This window comes from Halomonas sp., assembly GCF_029263665.1.
Classification (GTDB): Bacteria; Pseudomonadota; Gammaproteobacteria; order Pseudomonadales; family Halomonadaceae; genus Halomonas.
This window is the reverse complement of the sequence record NZ_JAJUFQ010000004.1, coordinates 24198-39838: the sequence shown is the minus strand read 5'-3', so window position 1 is coordinate 39838 and position 15641 is coordinate 24198. Positions and strand designations below refer to the sequence as shown.

Here is a 15641-nt window from a genome sequence, read left to right as displayed (position 1 = left end):
GAGTGCACGAAGATGCAAGGATCTCGCAAATCACACCCTAGAGCGATGCAGCGGACGCTAAAAAACCGTACCATGTCGGCCTGCCGACAAGGAAAGAGTCCATGCTTGACCGACTACCGTTTCTGATCGGGCTACGCTATGTGCGAGCCAAGCGACGTAACCACTTCATCTCCTTCATTTCGTTGACCTCCATGCTCGGTCTGACCCTCGGGGTTGCCGTGTTGATCCTGGTGCTGTCAGTCATGAATGGCTTTGACCGGGAACTACGCGAACGAATACTGGGCATGGTGCCCCACGTGCAGATCGAAGAGGCCGGAGGCATGACCGACTGGGAGCCTCTGGCCGAGCGCCTTATGCAGCATGAGCATGTCATCGGGGCGGCGCCTTATATCGAACAGCAGGGCATGTTCTCGGTGAATGGTCATAACCAGGGGGGTATGGTCAATGGCATCATGCCCGACTGGGAAAGCCGTGTGTCCATCGTTGATGAACATATGCAGCGTGGCAGTCTCGATGACCTCAAGCCAGGTTCCTGGAATGTCGTGCTGGGTTCGATCCTGGCGCGCAACCTGGGCGTTGGCGTAGGGGATAGCGTTACCCTGATGGTGCCTGAGGCCTCGATTACTCCCGGAGGTGTCTTCCCTCGCCTCAAGCGGTTCACGGTCAGTGGCATCTTCAGCGTGGGGGCTGACCTCGATTCTGCGCTGGCCTATGCCAATATCAAGGACATGCAGACTCTGGCACGGATGGGCGATTCCGTGGGTGGCCTGCGGCTTGAGCTCGATGACCTATTCCTGTCGGGAGGCGTGACGCAGGATATCGTCAACCAGCTTGGCCAGGGATATCGCGGTTTCGACTGGACTTATACCCGGGGCAACCTGTTCCAGGCGATCCAGATGGAGAAGCGCATGATCGGCTTGCTGTTGACGGTGATCGTCGCGGTAGCCGCTTTCAATATCGTTTCCACTCTGGTCATGGTTGTCACCGACAAGCATGCGGATATCGCCATTCTGCGCACCATCGGTGCCACGCCACGTTCGATCATGGGTATCTTCATCGTTCAAGGCCTGGCCATCGGCATCATCGGCATTGTGATCGGGGTGATTCTCGGCATCATCCTGGCCTTGACCGTGTCTGACATCATCGCCTTTGTCGAAAACACCTTTGGCATCCACTTCCTTGACGCGGGTGTCTATTTTGTCAGTGAGCTGCCATCCCAGCTGATATGGAGCGATGTAGGCCAGATCGTGACGGCGGCGTTCGTGCTGACCTTCCTTTCCACCCTGTACCCGGCCTGGCGAGCCGCACGGGTCCAGCCAGCGGAGGTGTTGCGTTATGAGTGATGCAGCGATCCAACAGACAACGCCGCGCGAGATCATGCTGGAATGCCAAGGGCTGTCACGCGTCTATAGTGAAGGGCCCCATGATCTGGTTGTGCTCGACGACCTGTCGTTGCAGGTGCGGGCGGGAGAGCGTGTGGCGGTGGTCGGCAGTTCCGGCTCCGGCAAGACCACACTGCTCAACCTGCTGGGTGGTCTTGACCTGCCCAGTGCCGGTGAGGTGAACGTGGGAGGGACCGTGCTGCATGAGCTGAGCGAAGCCGAGATTGGCCTGTTCCGTAATCAGCACATCGGCTTCGTCTACCAGTTCCACCACCTGCTGGCGGAGTTCTCGGCCGTGGAGAATGTGGCATTGCCGCTGATCATTCGTGGTCAGCGCAAGAAGGCTGCCGAGGAACATGCCATGAGACTGTTGTCTCGCGTGGGGATGGAAGCGCGAGCCGACCATAAACCAGGTGAGCTATCCGGTGGTGAACGCCAGCGCGTAGCGATTGCCCGTGCTCTGGTGACGGATCCCAGTCTGATGCTGATGGATGAGCCGACCGGCAACCTGGATCAGCACACCGCCGCCAGCATCCTTTCTCTGATCGATGAACTGGCATCCACGGCTCGCTGTGCTTTCGTCATCGTCACTCACGATCAAGGGCTCGCTGCACACCAGGATAGAGTGCTACGCCTGGATGAAGGACGCCTGCACCAGGAATGATGTGCTGAAATAAGCTTCTGTGAATAAAAAGGCCACCTTCGGGTGGCCTTTTTTGTGATGTTTGTAGAGGGGAAAGGCATGAAAGTGGGGAAATATGAAACGTTACAGGTAGCTAATGCAAAACGGCAGGAAGAGCGTCTGATCTGGGCATCGAAAGGCCAGCATGCTTTTACCCCCGTTTCGAGGCTGGCAGCATGCAATTCAAGCCATCGGCGGCTAGATTCAGTTTTATAACCACCGATACCCTCATTAGGTACCTAGTATGAAACACTCGCAGAAGCTTATTCCAGTGGCTATGAATTTAGCGATCTGACCTGTGTAGAAACTGCTGGGTAATCACATTCTTTTTAAGACACCTGTCGAGAGAACAAGCTTCATGACTCTTCATATCCGTCATTTGACAGAAGACGACCAGCCCGAGTGGCGGCGCCTATGGACCGCTTACTTGGAATTCTATGAAAGTAGCGTTTCAGAACAGGTCTACGAAGCGACGTTCAGCAGGATCCTTGATCCCAATGAGGCCAATAGAAATGCTCTGGTCGCGGAACAGAATGGTCGCCTCATTGGGCTCGTACACTTCATCTATCACGCACACAATTGGCGTGTGGAAGATGTTTGTTATCTGCAAGACCTTTACGTTGACCCGACTCTCCGTGGCAGTGGGGTGGGGCGCGCACTGATCGAGGCAGTATATGAGGCTGCCGATGCCAACGGCACGCCGTCGGTTTATTGGCTGACTCAGGATTTCAATGAACCTGCTCGCCAACTCTATGACCGAGTCGCGAAGCTGACACCGTTTATCAAATATCAGCGTTAGGGAGCCTCTGAATAAGTCGGCGAGCGGGTCAAGCACAAGGCGCCCGGAGCGCAGACCCGAAGCGCAGCGGAGAGAACATCCAGAGGATGGTCAACCGGAGCATAGTAGGCTATGTGAGGATTTCGTCGGGGCGGCCATCCGCCGGGCTGGCGTACCAGCACCGCGTAACGCAGTGATTGGCCCACGCAGGCAGTGAATCAGAGGTTCCTTAGGTGTGCTGCATGGTAACGGGGTGAATCATTGCGGCTGGTGTGTGGCAATAAACTTCTGGGAATAAAAAGGCCGCCTTCAGGCGGTCTTTTTTCTGTTGGGATCTGGCAAGGCTTATGTGCAGTTAACCATTTCGCCGGGCTTGCCTGCGGCGGTGGGTCCTGGCTTTCCAGCTACGCAATACATGCCAGCGCCAGATCAGGCGGATGACCAGGTTGGCCACAAGACCGGTGACGACAGCAGCGACCAGCGAGCCAACGACCAGTGAAGGCAGAATCTCCATCAACTGCATTTTCAGCCAATGGGTCGTCAGTTGCTCTGGTGCCTGCAGGGCGGGGGTCTGCAGCAGCCAGGCGCCCAGCGTGTAGTTGGCATAATAGATCAGCGGCATGGTCAACGGATTGGTGATCCATACCAGGGCCACGGAAAGGGGCAGATTGCAACGCGCCAAGCGGGCACCGAAGGCGGCCACTACCATCTGCATGGGAATCGGCAGCAAAGCACTGAACAGCCCAATGGAAAAGGCGTTGGCCACGCTTCTGCGTGACAGCATCCACAGGGCAGGGTCACCAATCAGGTGTGCCATGCAACGCAAGGTTCGCTGCCGCCTCAGAGAGTCGGGATCGGGCAAGTAACGTTGCAATAGTCGACGCGGCATGGTGGCCCAGTTCGCAGCTTAGGGTGCGAGGCTATTATCCATACTAGCCGATGGCGTTGCCATGACATCGGCCAACGCAAGGAGGCGTTATGGATGGTAGGCATGGATGTTTTGCATGAATAGGTCGGATAGCTTGAGGTACGGGCTCGCGTTTCCCTTGGCACTAGGCTGCATGTTTGGCGGGCTGGCTTTCCATATGGGAGGAAATGTCTGGGAAGCGGTCGTTCCATTGCTGGCGGTCTTGTTGCTGTCAGGTCTGGCTGGACGTTGCTGGCCAATGATCGTGGTGTGTCTGGCAGCGCTTTGGGTGATGACATCACTACTGGTCGAAAAAGGACGAGAGCTTGCCGATGGGCTGACAGGGCGGGTATTGATTATCGACGCTCGTGTACTGTCCAGTGATTTGGATGGCAGTGGTACTCAGCGTCTCGTCTTGCAGGTCGATAACTGTCAACCGCTAGAGCCTTCTTTGCCCTCTTGTGCATCATTGCAGCGCGTTCGCGTCAGTCACTATCCCGACAACCGTTATTCCGATCGTGACCAGGTGCCTGCAGATGCCCCGGAGCAGCCCCGAGTCGGTGAGCGCTGGCGCCTTGAGGTAAAACTATGGCCTCCGTGGGGCATGTCGAATCCCGGTACTTTCGATTACCAAGGCTGGCTATGGCGAGAAGGCATTCAGGCAACGGGAAAAGTGGTGGGCACACCTGTTGGATCGCGTCTCGCACCTGCTGGATTCAGCCTGAGGCAGTCTGCTCGGAATTATCTCTATCGTCAGCCCCTGGATGATCAGGCGAGGCGATGGCTGGCAGCACTGACCTTGGGCGATGGCGATGCGCTTAGCGATGATGACTGGGATCTGCTTAATGCGACGGGAACAACGCATCTTGTCGTGGTATCCGGCCTGCATGTCGGACTGGTTGCTGTTTTGGTGCTGTGGCTGGCCAAGGGAATGGCGCGACTGCTGAGCCCGGGTAACTGGCGTATGCAGATGTGGCCTTGGTGGGTGGCCGGTGTTGCAGTTGCGGGGTTTGTCTGGATGGTGGGCGGTGCTCCCCCTGCCATGCGCGCGCTAGTGATGACACTGGTGGCAATGTGGGTCGCAGGAGGTCGTCACCATCCTTCTCCCTGGCAGGCATTGGCTCTGGCCCTGGGGCTGGTTGTGCTGATCAATCCATTGTCACTCTGGCGGCCAGGATTGTGGCTGTCATTCTCGGCGGTCTTTCTGTTGGTGCTGATTTGGCAGGGGCGGCGTCCACCTGCTGGCAGGATGGGGCCGGTGAAGGTTCTGTTGCGTACCCAACTGCTGTTGTCTCCCTTGGTGTCAGGCCTGGTGCTGATCAGCTTTGGGCGGTTGGCGTGGGTGGCTCCGGTCGCCAATCTGTTTGCGGTCCCTGTGGTCAGCATGCTGCTTGTTCCTTTGGGAATGCTTGGCTGGAGTCTCTCCATGCTATGGCCTCCTATTGGGTTGCTGATCTGGCAGCTTGATGGTGTTGTCATCGATGTTGTCGTTGCTGGGCTGGCATGGTTATCGACCTGGGAAACAGAGTTGTACCCGGATCTGTCATGGCGTGAGTCGTTGGGAATGTCTCTGTGTGCTATGGCACTGATCATGGGGATTCCGGGCATGGCTCCACGCCTACGCTGGGGGATGGTGATTCTGATAATAGCGAGTGGGCTATTCCATGGCAGTGTGGGGCCGCGACGTGGAGAGTTCGATCTGGTGATCTGGGATGTCGGGCAAGGGTTGATGGCTGAAGTGCGGACGGCACGCCATCGGCTACTGTTTGATACAGGGCCCCGCTCCTATTCAGGATTTGTGCCTGCAACCGGGATATTGCCTCCAGGAGGGCGTTTTGATGCTGTCGTGGTCAGTCATGCCGACCTGGACCATAGCGGTGGCGTTGATTGGATTGCTGCTGAATATCATGTGTCGCAATGGTTCCATCCTCAGTCTGAATGGCCTGAAAGAATGCCAAGAAGTTCTTCTACTACTACATGCGAGAGGGGCAAGGCCTGGCATTGGGACGATGTCGAGTTTCGCTTTCTATGGCCTCCTTCAGGAGACGTCCAGCAGACGCTGTCGTCCAATGATCGTTCCTGTGTCCTGGAAGTGACGGCCAATGGACGGCGTATCATCATTCCAGGGGATGCTGGCAAGCGCACGGAGCGTTACTGGATGCGAGATACCATGGATACCGATGACAGTGCACGTCTGGATGTGCTGGTGCTGGGGCATCATGGCAGTCGTACCAGTACGGGCGTTGCGCTGGTCGAGGCCTTGCAGCCTGCTTTCAGTGTCGTTTCCGCAGGGCGCTTCAATACCTTGGGGCATCCCTCAGCAGAAGTCGTCCGGCGCTTGCGTCACGCAGGGAGTTGTTTCTTCAGCACGGCGCTGGATGGTCAGCTACATTTCATGCTGCGCCTGGGGCGACCGATACGTGTCGGATCTCATCGACGAGGGAGCGGTGTCGGTGGACGATGCCATGGGGTAGAATCGGGCCTTTGATGTCGGCTTATGGTGCCGCCTTGCGCCAGGACTGGTATTTGATGATCAGTCAACTGACTCCCTTTGAAATGGAGCCAATGTGAGCGAATATTCCGGTTGGACGCTATACAAGCGTCTTCTTGGCTATGTAAAACCTTTCTGGAAATCCTTCCTCGTTGCTGTGATCGGCTATGGTATCTACGCCGCCTCCAGCACGGCCTTGGCGGAGATGATGAAGCGCCTGATCGACGGTATCCAGAACCCGGATGCATCATTCCGGCTGTTCTTGCCGTTGTTCGTGGTGGTCATGTTTGCAACCCGTGGCGTGGGGACCTTCCTGGGTACCTATTTCATGAGCAATGTGGCGCGTAACATGGTGCATATGCTGCGTTGCGATGTGTTCAACCATATGCTGCGCCTTCCGGGGAGCTATTTCGACAACCACTCATCGGGGCACCTGGTTTCCCGAGTGACTTACCATGTGGAACAGGTGACAGGTGCAGGAACCAAGGCCATTACTGTCCTGCTTCAGGAAGGACTGTTTGTCATTGGCCTGCTGTGCTATTTGTTCTGGACCAACTGGATGCTGACCTTGCTGTTCCTGGCAGTGACGCCGCTGATTGGCGGGGTGGTCAGCTATACCAGCAAGCGTTTTCGACGTATTTCACGCCGCCTCCAGCGTTCCATGGGAGATGTCACTCACGTTGCTTCCGAAGCGTTGACGGGGTATCGCGTGGTGCGCACCCACGGTGCTGAAACGTATGAGCAAGAGCGTTTTCGTGCTGCCAGTGAGGCCAATCGTCGCCAGAGCTTGAAAGAGGCTGCTACCAAGGCCACCAGTACTCCTGTCATTCAGATTCTGGTGGCGATTTCGCTTGCCATTCTGGTGTGGTTCGCGATGTCTCCGGCATTGATGGACAATATGACGCCAGGCGAGTTCGTGGGTTTCATTACTGCGGCATCCTTGATGGCCAAGCCTGTACGCTCTCTCAGTGAAATCAATAACACGATCCAGAAAGGACTTGCCGCTTCTGGTGAACTCTTCGGCCTGCTCGATGAACCCCTGGAGCCGGATGAAGGTACTGTGGTGCCGGGCCGGCTTGAGGGTCGAGTGCGCTTTGAAAACGTGCATTTCGCCTATGGTGAAGACAAGCCTGAAGTGCTGAAGGGGATTGATCTGGATATCCGACAAGGGGAAATGGTCGCCATTGTCGGGCGCTCGGGGGGCGGCAAGTCGACGCTGGTCGGCCTGCTCCCACGTTTCTACTATCCCACGGCAGGGCGCATTCTGATTGATGGGGTGCCTTTGAATGACTATGAGTTGGCCCCTTTGCGGCAACAGATCGCACTGGTGTCGCAGCAGGTCACGTTATTCAATGCCACCATTGCCGACAACATTGCCTATGGTGTATCGAACCCTGATCGCACCGCTGTCGAAGCCGCTGCTCGTGCAGCCTATGCCCATGAATTCATTGAACGCATGTCGGAAGGTTACGACGCATTGGTGGGGGATAATGGTGTCATGTTGTCTGGGGGACAGCGTCAGCGAATGGCGATTGCCCGGGCGATCTTCAAGGATTCTCCGATCTTGATCCTGGATGAGGCCACCTCTGCCTTGGACACTGAATCGGAACGCTACATCCAGGCTGCTCTGGAAGAGGTTTGCAAGGGCCGTACCACCCTGGTAATTGCTCACCGTCTATCTACCATCGAACGCGCAGACCGTATTCTGGTGATGGAGCAGGGCGAGGTCATCGAGCAGGGGACTCACCATGAGTTGCTGGAGCGTGGGGGAGCCTATGCTGCCTTGTATCAGTTGCAGTTTCAGGAGGCCTGATGGGGCTCGCAGAGCGCTGGTTGAATGCGGCCTACCAGGGAGCGCCCTGGCTTGGCCTGTTGCGCCCACTGGAAGTCCTGTATCGCCGTGAAGTGCTTCGTCGTGCCAGAGCGTATCGCGAAGGCAGGCGCTCGCGTTGGCGGGCGCCTGTGCCGGTCATTGTGGTGGGCAATCTGACGCTTGGGGGAACCGGTAAATCCCCTTTGGTAGCGTGGATGGGACAGCACCTGGCGACCCAGGGCTTTCATCCGGGAATTCTGTCTCGGGGCTATGGTGGTAAAGGTCTAGGTGGTAAAGGGCGGGGCGGTAAAGGCCAGGGTGGTAAAGATCAAAATGGTCAAGGTCAGAGCGGTGGAGGAGCTTATCCACTATGGCTGGAACAGGATACGCCTGTCGAGGAATGTGGTGATGAGCCGCGCATGCTGCATGACCAGACAGGATTGCCCGTAGTGGTGGATCCCGACCGGCCGCGTGGTGCTCGGCGCCTGATGGAGGGGGGGTGTGACCTGATCATTACGGATGATGGTCTGCAGCATCTCCCGCTGGACCGCGACCTCGAGATCGTGGTGGTAGATGGGCGTCGTGGATTTGGCAATGGTCGCTGCCTGCCGGCTGGTCCGTTGCGTGAACCTCTGGAGCGTCTTGATAGTATCGATGCACTAGTGATCAATGGTGAAGCACACCACGCTTTTCCAGAAGGGGCCTATGCCATGCGCCTTGAGCCTGCACGTTGGAGGAAGGTGAGGCGCGATGCAGCAAGTGCCGTGGAAACGGCCAGCTTGACGCCTTTCCCCTTTTCCACACCTGTCAAGGCGGTGGCAGGAATCGGCAATCCCGAGCGCTTTTTCAGAACCCTGGAGACTCTGGGCGTTGCCCATGACCCGTCTCCCTTCAGCGATCACCACCGTTTTCGGGCCGATGACCTGGTGACGAAGCCCGGCCAAGCATTGATCATGACTGCCAAGGATGCGGTCAAGTGTCGTGATATTGCCCCCTCAGACAGTTGGGCGTTGGACGTGGAAGCCGTACCTTCGGCCTCTTTCGTCGACTGGTTGGACAAACACACGGCACCCTGGCTGGGCCGTCGTGTTTCATGTACCGAGGAGACAAGATGATGGACAAGCAATTGCTGGCAATGCTGGTTTGCCCGCAGTGTCAGGGCAAGCTGCGCTACGACCGGGAAGCAGAAGAGTTGTGCTGCCAGTTCGATGGTTTGGCTTATCCGATTCGTGATGGCATTCCGGTCATGCTCATCGAAGAGGCGCGGCATATGAATGTCGATGAAACTCTCAAGCGCTCTCCAGGTCGTGCTGGTGAGACCGGTGAGGATGGAACAGGGGCGCTGTGATGCAGGAATTCATTGCTGTCATTCCCGCGCGTTATGGATCCAGCCGCCTGCCGGCCAAGCCGTTGGCGGACATTGCCGGGCGTCCCATGGTAGCTCGCGTGTGGGATCAGGCATGTCAGTCTGCCGCCAGTCGAGTCGTGGTGGCCACCGATGACGAGCGCATTCGTGATGCGGTAGCCGAGCTGGGAGCAGAGGTGCTTCTGACCAGTCCGGATCATCCCACGGGGACTGATCGTCTGGCCGAAGTGGCCGCTCGCCTGGAGTTGGCTGATGACGCTGTGCTGGTGAATGTTCAGGGCGACGAACCACTGTTGCCGCCAGTGCTGATCAATCAGGTGGCTGAGCGTCTGATGCAGGATGAAGGCGCATCGGTGGCAACACTGGCCGAGCCCATCACAGATGTAGACACGCTGTTCAATCCTAATGTGGTCAAGGTGGTGCGGGCGGCATCCGGCCGCGCTCTGACCTTTTCTCGCGCACCGATGCCCTGGGACAGGGAAGGCTTTCGTGAAAAGCCAGCGTTGCTGGAAACCGATGCCTGGTTGCGCCATATCGGGCTCTACGCCTATCGTGCCAGCTTCCTGCGTGCATTCAGCGAGTGGGCCCCGGCGGCGCTCGAGCAACTCGAGCAACTCGAGCAGCTACGTGCTCTGTACTATGGGCACGAGATTCAGGTGGCGCTGGCGGAGACAGCGCCTCCGGCTGGGGTGGATACCATGGAAGACCTGGAGCGCGTGCGACGCCATTTTGCGCAGAACTCATCTGCAGCATGATTTTTGCAGAATAGGATTTTGCAGTATGAGGGCATGCAGTCTGTGGGTGCGCCGTATAAGGAGGGGGTGCACACTCTTCAAAAATGCGGTGCTTCAATAGTGGGCCCAGCGCAAGCGCGTCCTTCAAGCATGCCTTTTGAAAGTATCGTCACCAGAGACATCGCGTCAGGATAGAGGTATGGGATGCGCGTACTATTCGTTTGCTTAGGCAATATCTGCCGCTCACCTACGGCTGAAGGAGTGCTGCGTCACAAGCTCGAGGTTGCGGGCCTGGCGGATCAGGTTGAAGTGGACTCCTGTGGCACAGGTGCCTGGCATGTAGGTTCTGCACCTGATCTTCGGGCACAGAAGGAGGCCCGCGTGCGGGGTATTGATATATCACGCTTGCGTGGACGCCAACTGGCAGACAGCGATTTTGAGCGCTTCGACTACATGCTGGCGATGGATGATGACAACCTGGCGGGTATCGAGCGCCTCAGACCGCCAGGCTGCAAGGCTCATGTGGCGTTATTGATGGCGTTTGCAGGAGAGCCTAATGGCGAAGTGCCGGATCCCTACTATGACGGAGGGTTCGGTCGTGTCTATGCCATGATCGAGAGCGCTGCTGATGGTCTTGTGGCGGAGCTTCGCCAGCGTCTGGTGGAGCCAACCACAAGGGGGCCATCACGGTGAGATCGATTGAACGGCATGATGTCGACCTGACGTCAGCCAACACCTTGGGCTTGCCTTGTCGCGCCGAACGAGTCGTGACCGTTTCCCAGCGAGAGCAGATAGTTGCACTGATGCAGCAAGGAGCAGGGCATCAGGACAAGCTGACCATTCTGTCCGGCGGTAGCAACTTGATTCTACCTGAATATCTGCCGGGGCTGACCATGTGCCCGCGGTTGAATTACTGGTGGCTGGAGCTCTGTGGTGAAGATGCCTTGGTACATGTCGGTGCGGGGGTGGTCTGGCACCACCTGGTCATGTCCCTGGCCCAGGCCGGCTGGTGGGGCGCCGAGAACCTGGCACTGATCCCGGGCCACAGTGGTGCGGCTCCAGTACAGAACATCGGCGCTTATGGTGTGGAACTGGCTGAGTTGCTCGAGTCTGTGACGTTGGTGCATGTCGAGGATGGCACGACGCAGACGCTGACGGCTGCTGATTGTGGCTTTGGCTATCGCGAGAGCATCTTCAAGGGTGAGCTTGATGGTCGCGTGATCATCACTGACCTGGTACTGCGTGTCAGCCGAAAGAGCAGGGCGCGTCTAGATTACGGTGATCTGGTCCAGAGAGTCTCGGCAGAGCCTACTCCATTGGAAGTGGCCGAGGCGGTGTGTGCTGTTCGCCGCGAGAAACTGCCCGATCCCGAAGTATTGGGTAATGCTGGCAGCTTTTTCAAGAATCCTGTTGTGGCAGCAGATGTTGCTGAGCAACTCCTTGATGAATATCCCGGGATGCCACATTTCCCCCAGGATAACGGTCGGACCAAACTGGCAGCAGGCTGGCTGATAGACCAATGTGGCCTGAAGGGCTGGCGCCATGGCAATTTCGGGGTGCATGAGCGCCAGGCCCTTGTCCTGGTTCATCATGGTGGCGGTAACGCTGGAGAATTACTGACAGTTGCCGCTGAAGTGGCTGCGCAGGTTGAGCAACGCTTTGGCATCGCTCTAGAAAGAGAGCCGAGGCTGGCCTGAAATACATGCTCCAGACAATAAGAGGAAAGCCGTCACGCAATGCAAAAACCCGCGGTCAATGACCGCGGGTTTTTGCATTTCAGCAGGGTAGCCGTCAATTCTGCTGGCTATCTCCCGCCTGGACCTGTTGCTCGCGACGGCGTTGTTCACGAGGGTCGTTATGAGCGCGACGGCGGCGACGACGTGATTGTGTCGTGGTTTCTGCCGTTTCCAGGGAAGAAGATGCCTCTGTCACTGGCGCGTCGGGTTGTGGATCAACCTTGGGCTTGTCAGTCTGGGCGCCAGTAGTCGCTTCGACCTTTTCCTCAACCTTGGGCTTGTCAGTCTGGGCGCCAGTAGTCACTTCGACCTTTTCCTCAACCTTGGGCTTGTCAGCCTGGGCGCCAGTAGTCACTTCGACCTTTTCCTCAACCTTGGGCTTGTCAGCCTGGGCGTCAGTAGTGGCTTCGCTCTTTACCTCGGTCTTGGGCTTGTCGGCCTGGACGTCAGTAGTCGCTTCGACCTTTTCCTCAACCTTAGGCTTGTCAGCCTGGGCGTCAGTAGTCGCTTCGACCTTTTCCTCGGCCTTGGGCTTGTCAGCTTGGGTGTTGGTAGTGGCCTCGATCTTTTCTTCGACCTTTTCCTCGAGCTTGGACTTGTCAGCCCGGATGTCGGTCGTGGCTTGGGCCTTTTCCTCGATCTTGGACTTGTCAGCCCGGACGTCGGTCGTGGCTTGGGCCCTTTCCTCGATCTTGGGCTTGTCAGCCTGAGTGTTGGTAGTGGCCTCGACCTTTTCTTCGACCTTTTTCTCGAGCTTGGGCTTGTCAGCCTGGACGTCGGTAGTGGCCTCGACCTTTTCTTCGACCTTTTCCTCGATCTTGGGCTTGTCAGCCCGGATGTCGGTCGTGGCCTCGATCTTTTCTTCGACCTTTTCCTCTACCTTGGCCTTGTCGGTCTGAGTATCAGCCTTGGTCCTGTCCTTCGCCGTGGTGTCGCTCTTGTATTCCGCCGGTTTGGGTTCTGCTGCCGGTGCTTTGGTTTGGCTCTCGTCCGCAACAGCGGGCGTTTCTGCAACCAAGGCAGCCAGGCGTTGCTGCTCAGCAAGCGATTCTGGGTTGATCGCATGGCTGCGTGTGCGACTGCGCGGATTGTTGCGAGTGCGCTTGGGCTTGGACTCTTTGGAAGTCTCCGCCACTACCGTCTCGCTTTTCTGTACGCTCTCGCGATCCTGGCTCTCTGTCGTCCTGGACTGGCTGGTCCGGGTGTCATCCTGGTTGCGACGTGAACGGCTGCTGCGTCCATCAGGCTTTTCGGTCTTTTCGCTGCGGCTATCACGACGGCTGTCCTGTCGACGGTCCTGCTGCCGGCGATCGCTATCACGACGCTCCTGCTGGCGACGACTATCCTGCGAGGATGAATTTTCCTGGCTTTGCCGGCTCTCGCTGCGGTTGTCTTGGCGTGATGATGAGCGACTTTGGCGCTGCTGGCTGCTGCGGCGGTTGCGCTGGCGATTATCCTGCCGGCTTTCGTTGTCCCGGCTTGCAGGTGTCTGAGTCTCCTGGCCCTGAGACTGCTGTCCCTGATCACCAACAGCCTGTTGCTGTTCTTCATTGCCCAGGAATCGGGCGAAGCCACGCACTAGTCGACCGAACAGGCCTGCATTCTGAACACCAGCAGTGGCCTGTGGTGTAGGTGCTGCTGTCGCGCGACGTTCGACAGACTCCTGGTGCTGCAGGGAAGCCGGTGCGGGCTCGTGATGGACCACGGTCTTCACTGCCGCTTCGGTGCGCTGTATGGGTTTCCCGAAGGTAGCTTCCGGCTCCTTGCCGACTTCGGTCTCCATTGATAGCTCGAAGCTTGATGCCTGAGCAGTACCTTCCTCATCCACATGATCGTCACGCAGACGCTGAACATCGTAGTGAGGCGTATCCATTTCGGGGTTGGGCAGCACTACCAAGCGCACACCTTGACGGCGTTCGATGTCTGCCAATACTGCACGTTTCTCATTGAGCAGGTAGGTGGCCACGGGGACCGGCAAGATGGCACGAATCTGAGCACTACGCTCTTTCATCGCTTCTTCTTCGATCAGTCGCATGATCGACAGTGACAGGGAACGCACGTCTCGGATAGTACCCTGGCCATCGCAGCGGGGGCAGACGACGCCACTGGTCTCACCAAGGGACGGGCGCAGTCGCTGGCGTGACATTTCCATCAGGCCGAAGCGGGAAATGCGACCGATCTGTACCCGGGCACGGTCAAGCTTGAGAGCATCACGCGCTCGGTTTTCCACTTCGCGCTGATTGCGTGATGGCCCCATGTCGATGAAGTCGATGACTACCAGGCCACCGATGTCACGCAGACGCAATTGGCGAGCAATTTCGTCCGCCGCTTCCAGGTTGGTCTGCAGGGCGGTCTCCTCGATATCGCTGCCACGAGTCGCTCGTGCAGAGTTGATGTCGATGGAAACCAGGGCTTCAGTGTGGTCGATGACAATGGAGCCACCAGACGGTAGCTTCACTTCACGCTCGTAAGCCGTCTCGATTTGTGACTCGATCTGGAAGCGTGAGAAAAGCGGGACTTCATCAGCGTAGAGCTTGATCTTTTGCTGATAGGACGGCATGACCTGGCGGATGAAGCCCAAGGCCTCCTGATGTACCTCAGGGCTGTCGATCAGCACCTCGCCAATGTCCTGGCGCAGATAGTCGCGCATGGCGCGGATGATGACATTGGATTCACGGTAGATGAGGAAGGGGGCAGAGCGCTTGCCGGCTTCTTCGGTGATCGACTCCCATACCTGCACCAGATAATCCAGATCCCACTGCAATTCTTCCGGCGAGCGCCCGATGCCAGCAGTACGCACGATCAGTCCCATCTTGTCAGGGACCGTCAGCTGACCCATGGCTTCCTTGAGCTGGCTGCGCTCTTCGCCCTCGATGCGACGTGAAATTCCTCCCGCGCGAGGGTTGTTAGGCATCAGAACAAGGAAGCGACCTGCAAGGCTGATGAAGGTCGTCAGCGCGGCCCCCTTGTTGCCTCGCTCTTCCTTATCAACCTGAACGATGACTTCCTGGCCTTCCTTGAGGACTTCTTTGATGCTGGGGCGGCCAGACGGGTCCTTGAGGAAGTATTCGCGCGCCACTTCCTTGAGGGGCAGGAAGCCGTGGCGTTCAGCACCAAAGTCGACGAAGGCGGCTTCGAGGGAGGGTTCTACGCGAGTGATCTTTCCGCGGTAAATATTGGCTTTTTTCTGTTCTCGGGCACCGGATTCGATGTCCAGATCGTAGAGGCGTTGTCCATCGACCAGTGCGACGCGCAGCTCTTCGGGCTGAGTCGCGTTGATGAGCATCCGTTTCATGTTGTCTCGCAATATGGACGCGCCGGAGAGCGCCCATGGACGAGGCGTTGGCGAACCGCTGGGTGCTGCGTGCTTGTGCTCAGCGCATGTCGCGGATGCGAGGACTGCGCCCGGCCGTTACATGCCAGCAGTGATGCGGGGCATGGCGCGGCATGATCATGTTGAGTACGGGGCGGAGGGAGGACGTGTCTCGGTGGGATCTTCTGCCCATCCGGTCCTGCCATCACCGCCAACACCTGGCATTCATCGATTCACCGACGCCGGTTCTCCGGCACGGTGTTATACGTCTCTCGACGTCGGGCGCTTCTGTTGGGATGGCGGCTGACGTCGAGCATGTGTTGTTACGTTTTAATTCTTCATGGCAGTGAGAATCCGAACCCGGGGCTCACTGCCCATATTTCTCTAGAGAAGCTTGCTAGTACTGTTTCATCTAAGCACGGACTTATCTAGAAACCAT

The 15641-nt window shown here is 57.5% G+C and carries 13 protein-coding genes; 11 read left to right on the top strand and 2 right to left on the bottom strand.

Annotated features, from left to right (window positions below; translation table 11 throughout):
* The first annotated feature begins 101 nt into the window (after nt 1-101).
* From Q1K07_RS04985 to Q1K07_RS04975, 3 genes are all read left to right on the top strand, one after another.
* Nucleotides 102-1343, top strand: a complete 1242-nt coding sequence (locus tag Q1K07_RS04985) for a lipoprotein-releasing ABC transporter permease subunit (RefSeq protein WP_300308782.1) — start codon at nt 102-104, stop codon at nt 1341-1343.
* Nucleotides 1336-2046: an ATP-binding cassette domain-containing protein gene (locus tag Q1K07_RS04980; RefSeq protein ID WP_300308779.1), complete on the top strand. Its 711-nt coding sequence runs from the start codon at nt 1336-1338 to the stop codon at nt 2044-2046. Before Q1K07_RS04985 ends, Q1K07_RS04980 begins: the two co-directional genes overlap by 8 nt.
* 376 nt (nt 2047-2422) lie before the next feature.
* Nucleotides 2423-2863 carry a GNAT family N-acetyltransferase gene (locus Q1K07_RS04975; RefSeq protein WP_300308776.1) on the top strand — a complete coding sequence of 147 codons (441 nt, stop codon included), beginning with the start codon at nt 2423-2425 and terminating at the stop codon, nt 2861-2863.
* 334 nt (nt 2864-3197) lie between these two features.
* Here Q1K07_RS04975 and Q1K07_RS04970 read toward each other — a convergent pair whose 3' ends face one another.
* The gene (locus Q1K07_RS04970) at nt 3198-3731 is read right to left on the bottom strand and encodes a DUF2062 domain-containing protein (RefSeq protein ID WP_300308773.1); all 534 of its coding nucleotides are present in this window, start codon (nt 3729-3731) and stop codon (nt 3198-3200) included.
* A gap of 115 nt (nt 3732-3846) precedes the next feature.
* Between Q1K07_RS04970 and Q1K07_RS04965 the strand changes: the two genes are divergently transcribed.
* From Q1K07_RS04965 to murB, 7 genes are all read left to right on the top strand, one after another.
* Nucleotides 3847-6237, top strand: coding sequence for a DNA internalization-related competence protein ComEC/Rec2 (locus Q1K07_RS04965; RefSeq protein WP_300308770.1), 2391 nt, complete (start codon nt 3847-3849; stop codon nt 6235-6237).
* 79 nt (nt 6238-6316) lie between these two features.
* Nucleotides 6317-8053: a lipid A export permease/ATP-binding protein MsbA gene (gene msbA / locus Q1K07_RS04960; RefSeq protein ID WP_300308767.1), complete on the top strand. Its 1737-nt coding sequence runs from the start codon at nt 6317-6319 to the stop codon at nt 8051-8053.
* Nucleotides 8053-9168 (top strand): tetraacyldisaccharide 4'-kinase, encoded by a 1116-nt coding sequence (gene lpxK, locus Q1K07_RS04955; RefSeq protein ID WP_300308764.1) that lies wholly within the window; start codon nt 8053-8055, stop codon nt 9166-9168. Before msbA ends, lpxK begins: the two co-directional genes overlap by 1 nt.
* The gene (locus tag Q1K07_RS04950) at nt 9168-9401 is read left to right on the top strand and encodes a Trm112 family protein (RefSeq protein ID WP_300309259.1); all 234 of its coding nucleotides are present in this window, start codon (nt 9168-9170) and stop codon (nt 9399-9401) included. The genes lpxK and Q1K07_RS04950 overlap by 1 nt, the downstream gene beginning before the upstream one ends.
* A complete protein-coding gene (gene kdsB / locus Q1K07_RS04945) occupies nt 9401-10174 on the top strand; it encodes a 3-deoxy-manno-octulosonate cytidylyltransferase (RefSeq protein WP_300308761.1) in 774 nt (257 codons plus the stop codon). The genes Q1K07_RS04950 and kdsB overlap by 1 nt, the downstream gene beginning before the upstream one ends.
* Before the next feature lie 183 nt (nt 10175-10357).
* Nucleotides 10358-10846 carry a low molecular weight protein-tyrosine-phosphatase gene (locus tag Q1K07_RS04940; RefSeq protein WP_300308758.1) on the top strand — a complete coding sequence of 163 codons (489 nt, stop codon included), beginning with the start codon at nt 10358-10360 and terminating at the stop codon, nt 10844-10846.
* Nucleotides 10843-11850, top strand: coding sequence for a UDP-N-acetylmuramate dehydrogenase (gene murB, locus Q1K07_RS04935; protein WP_300308755.1), 1008 nt, complete (start codon nt 10843-10845; stop codon nt 11848-11850). The genes Q1K07_RS04940 and murB overlap by 4 nt, the downstream gene beginning before the upstream one ends.
* Before the next feature lie 94 nt (nt 11851-11944).
* Here the strand turns inward: murB and rne are convergent, their stop codons facing one another.
* Nucleotides 11945-15184: a ribonuclease E gene (gene rne / locus Q1K07_RS04930; RefSeq protein WP_300308752.1), complete on the bottom strand. Its 3240-nt coding sequence runs from the start codon at nt 15182-15184 to the stop codon at nt 11945-11947.
* On the opposite strand from rne, the gene Q1K07_RS04925 reads away from it, so the two are divergent.
* Complete coding sequence (locus Q1K07_RS04925; protein WP_300308749.1) at nt 15183-15509, top strand: hypothetical protein; 327 nt, start codon at nt 15183-15185, stop codon at nt 15507-15509. The two genes, rne and Q1K07_RS04925, sit on opposite strands and share 2 nt — an antisense overlap.
* Nucleotides 15510-15641 lie beyond the last annotated feature (132 nt).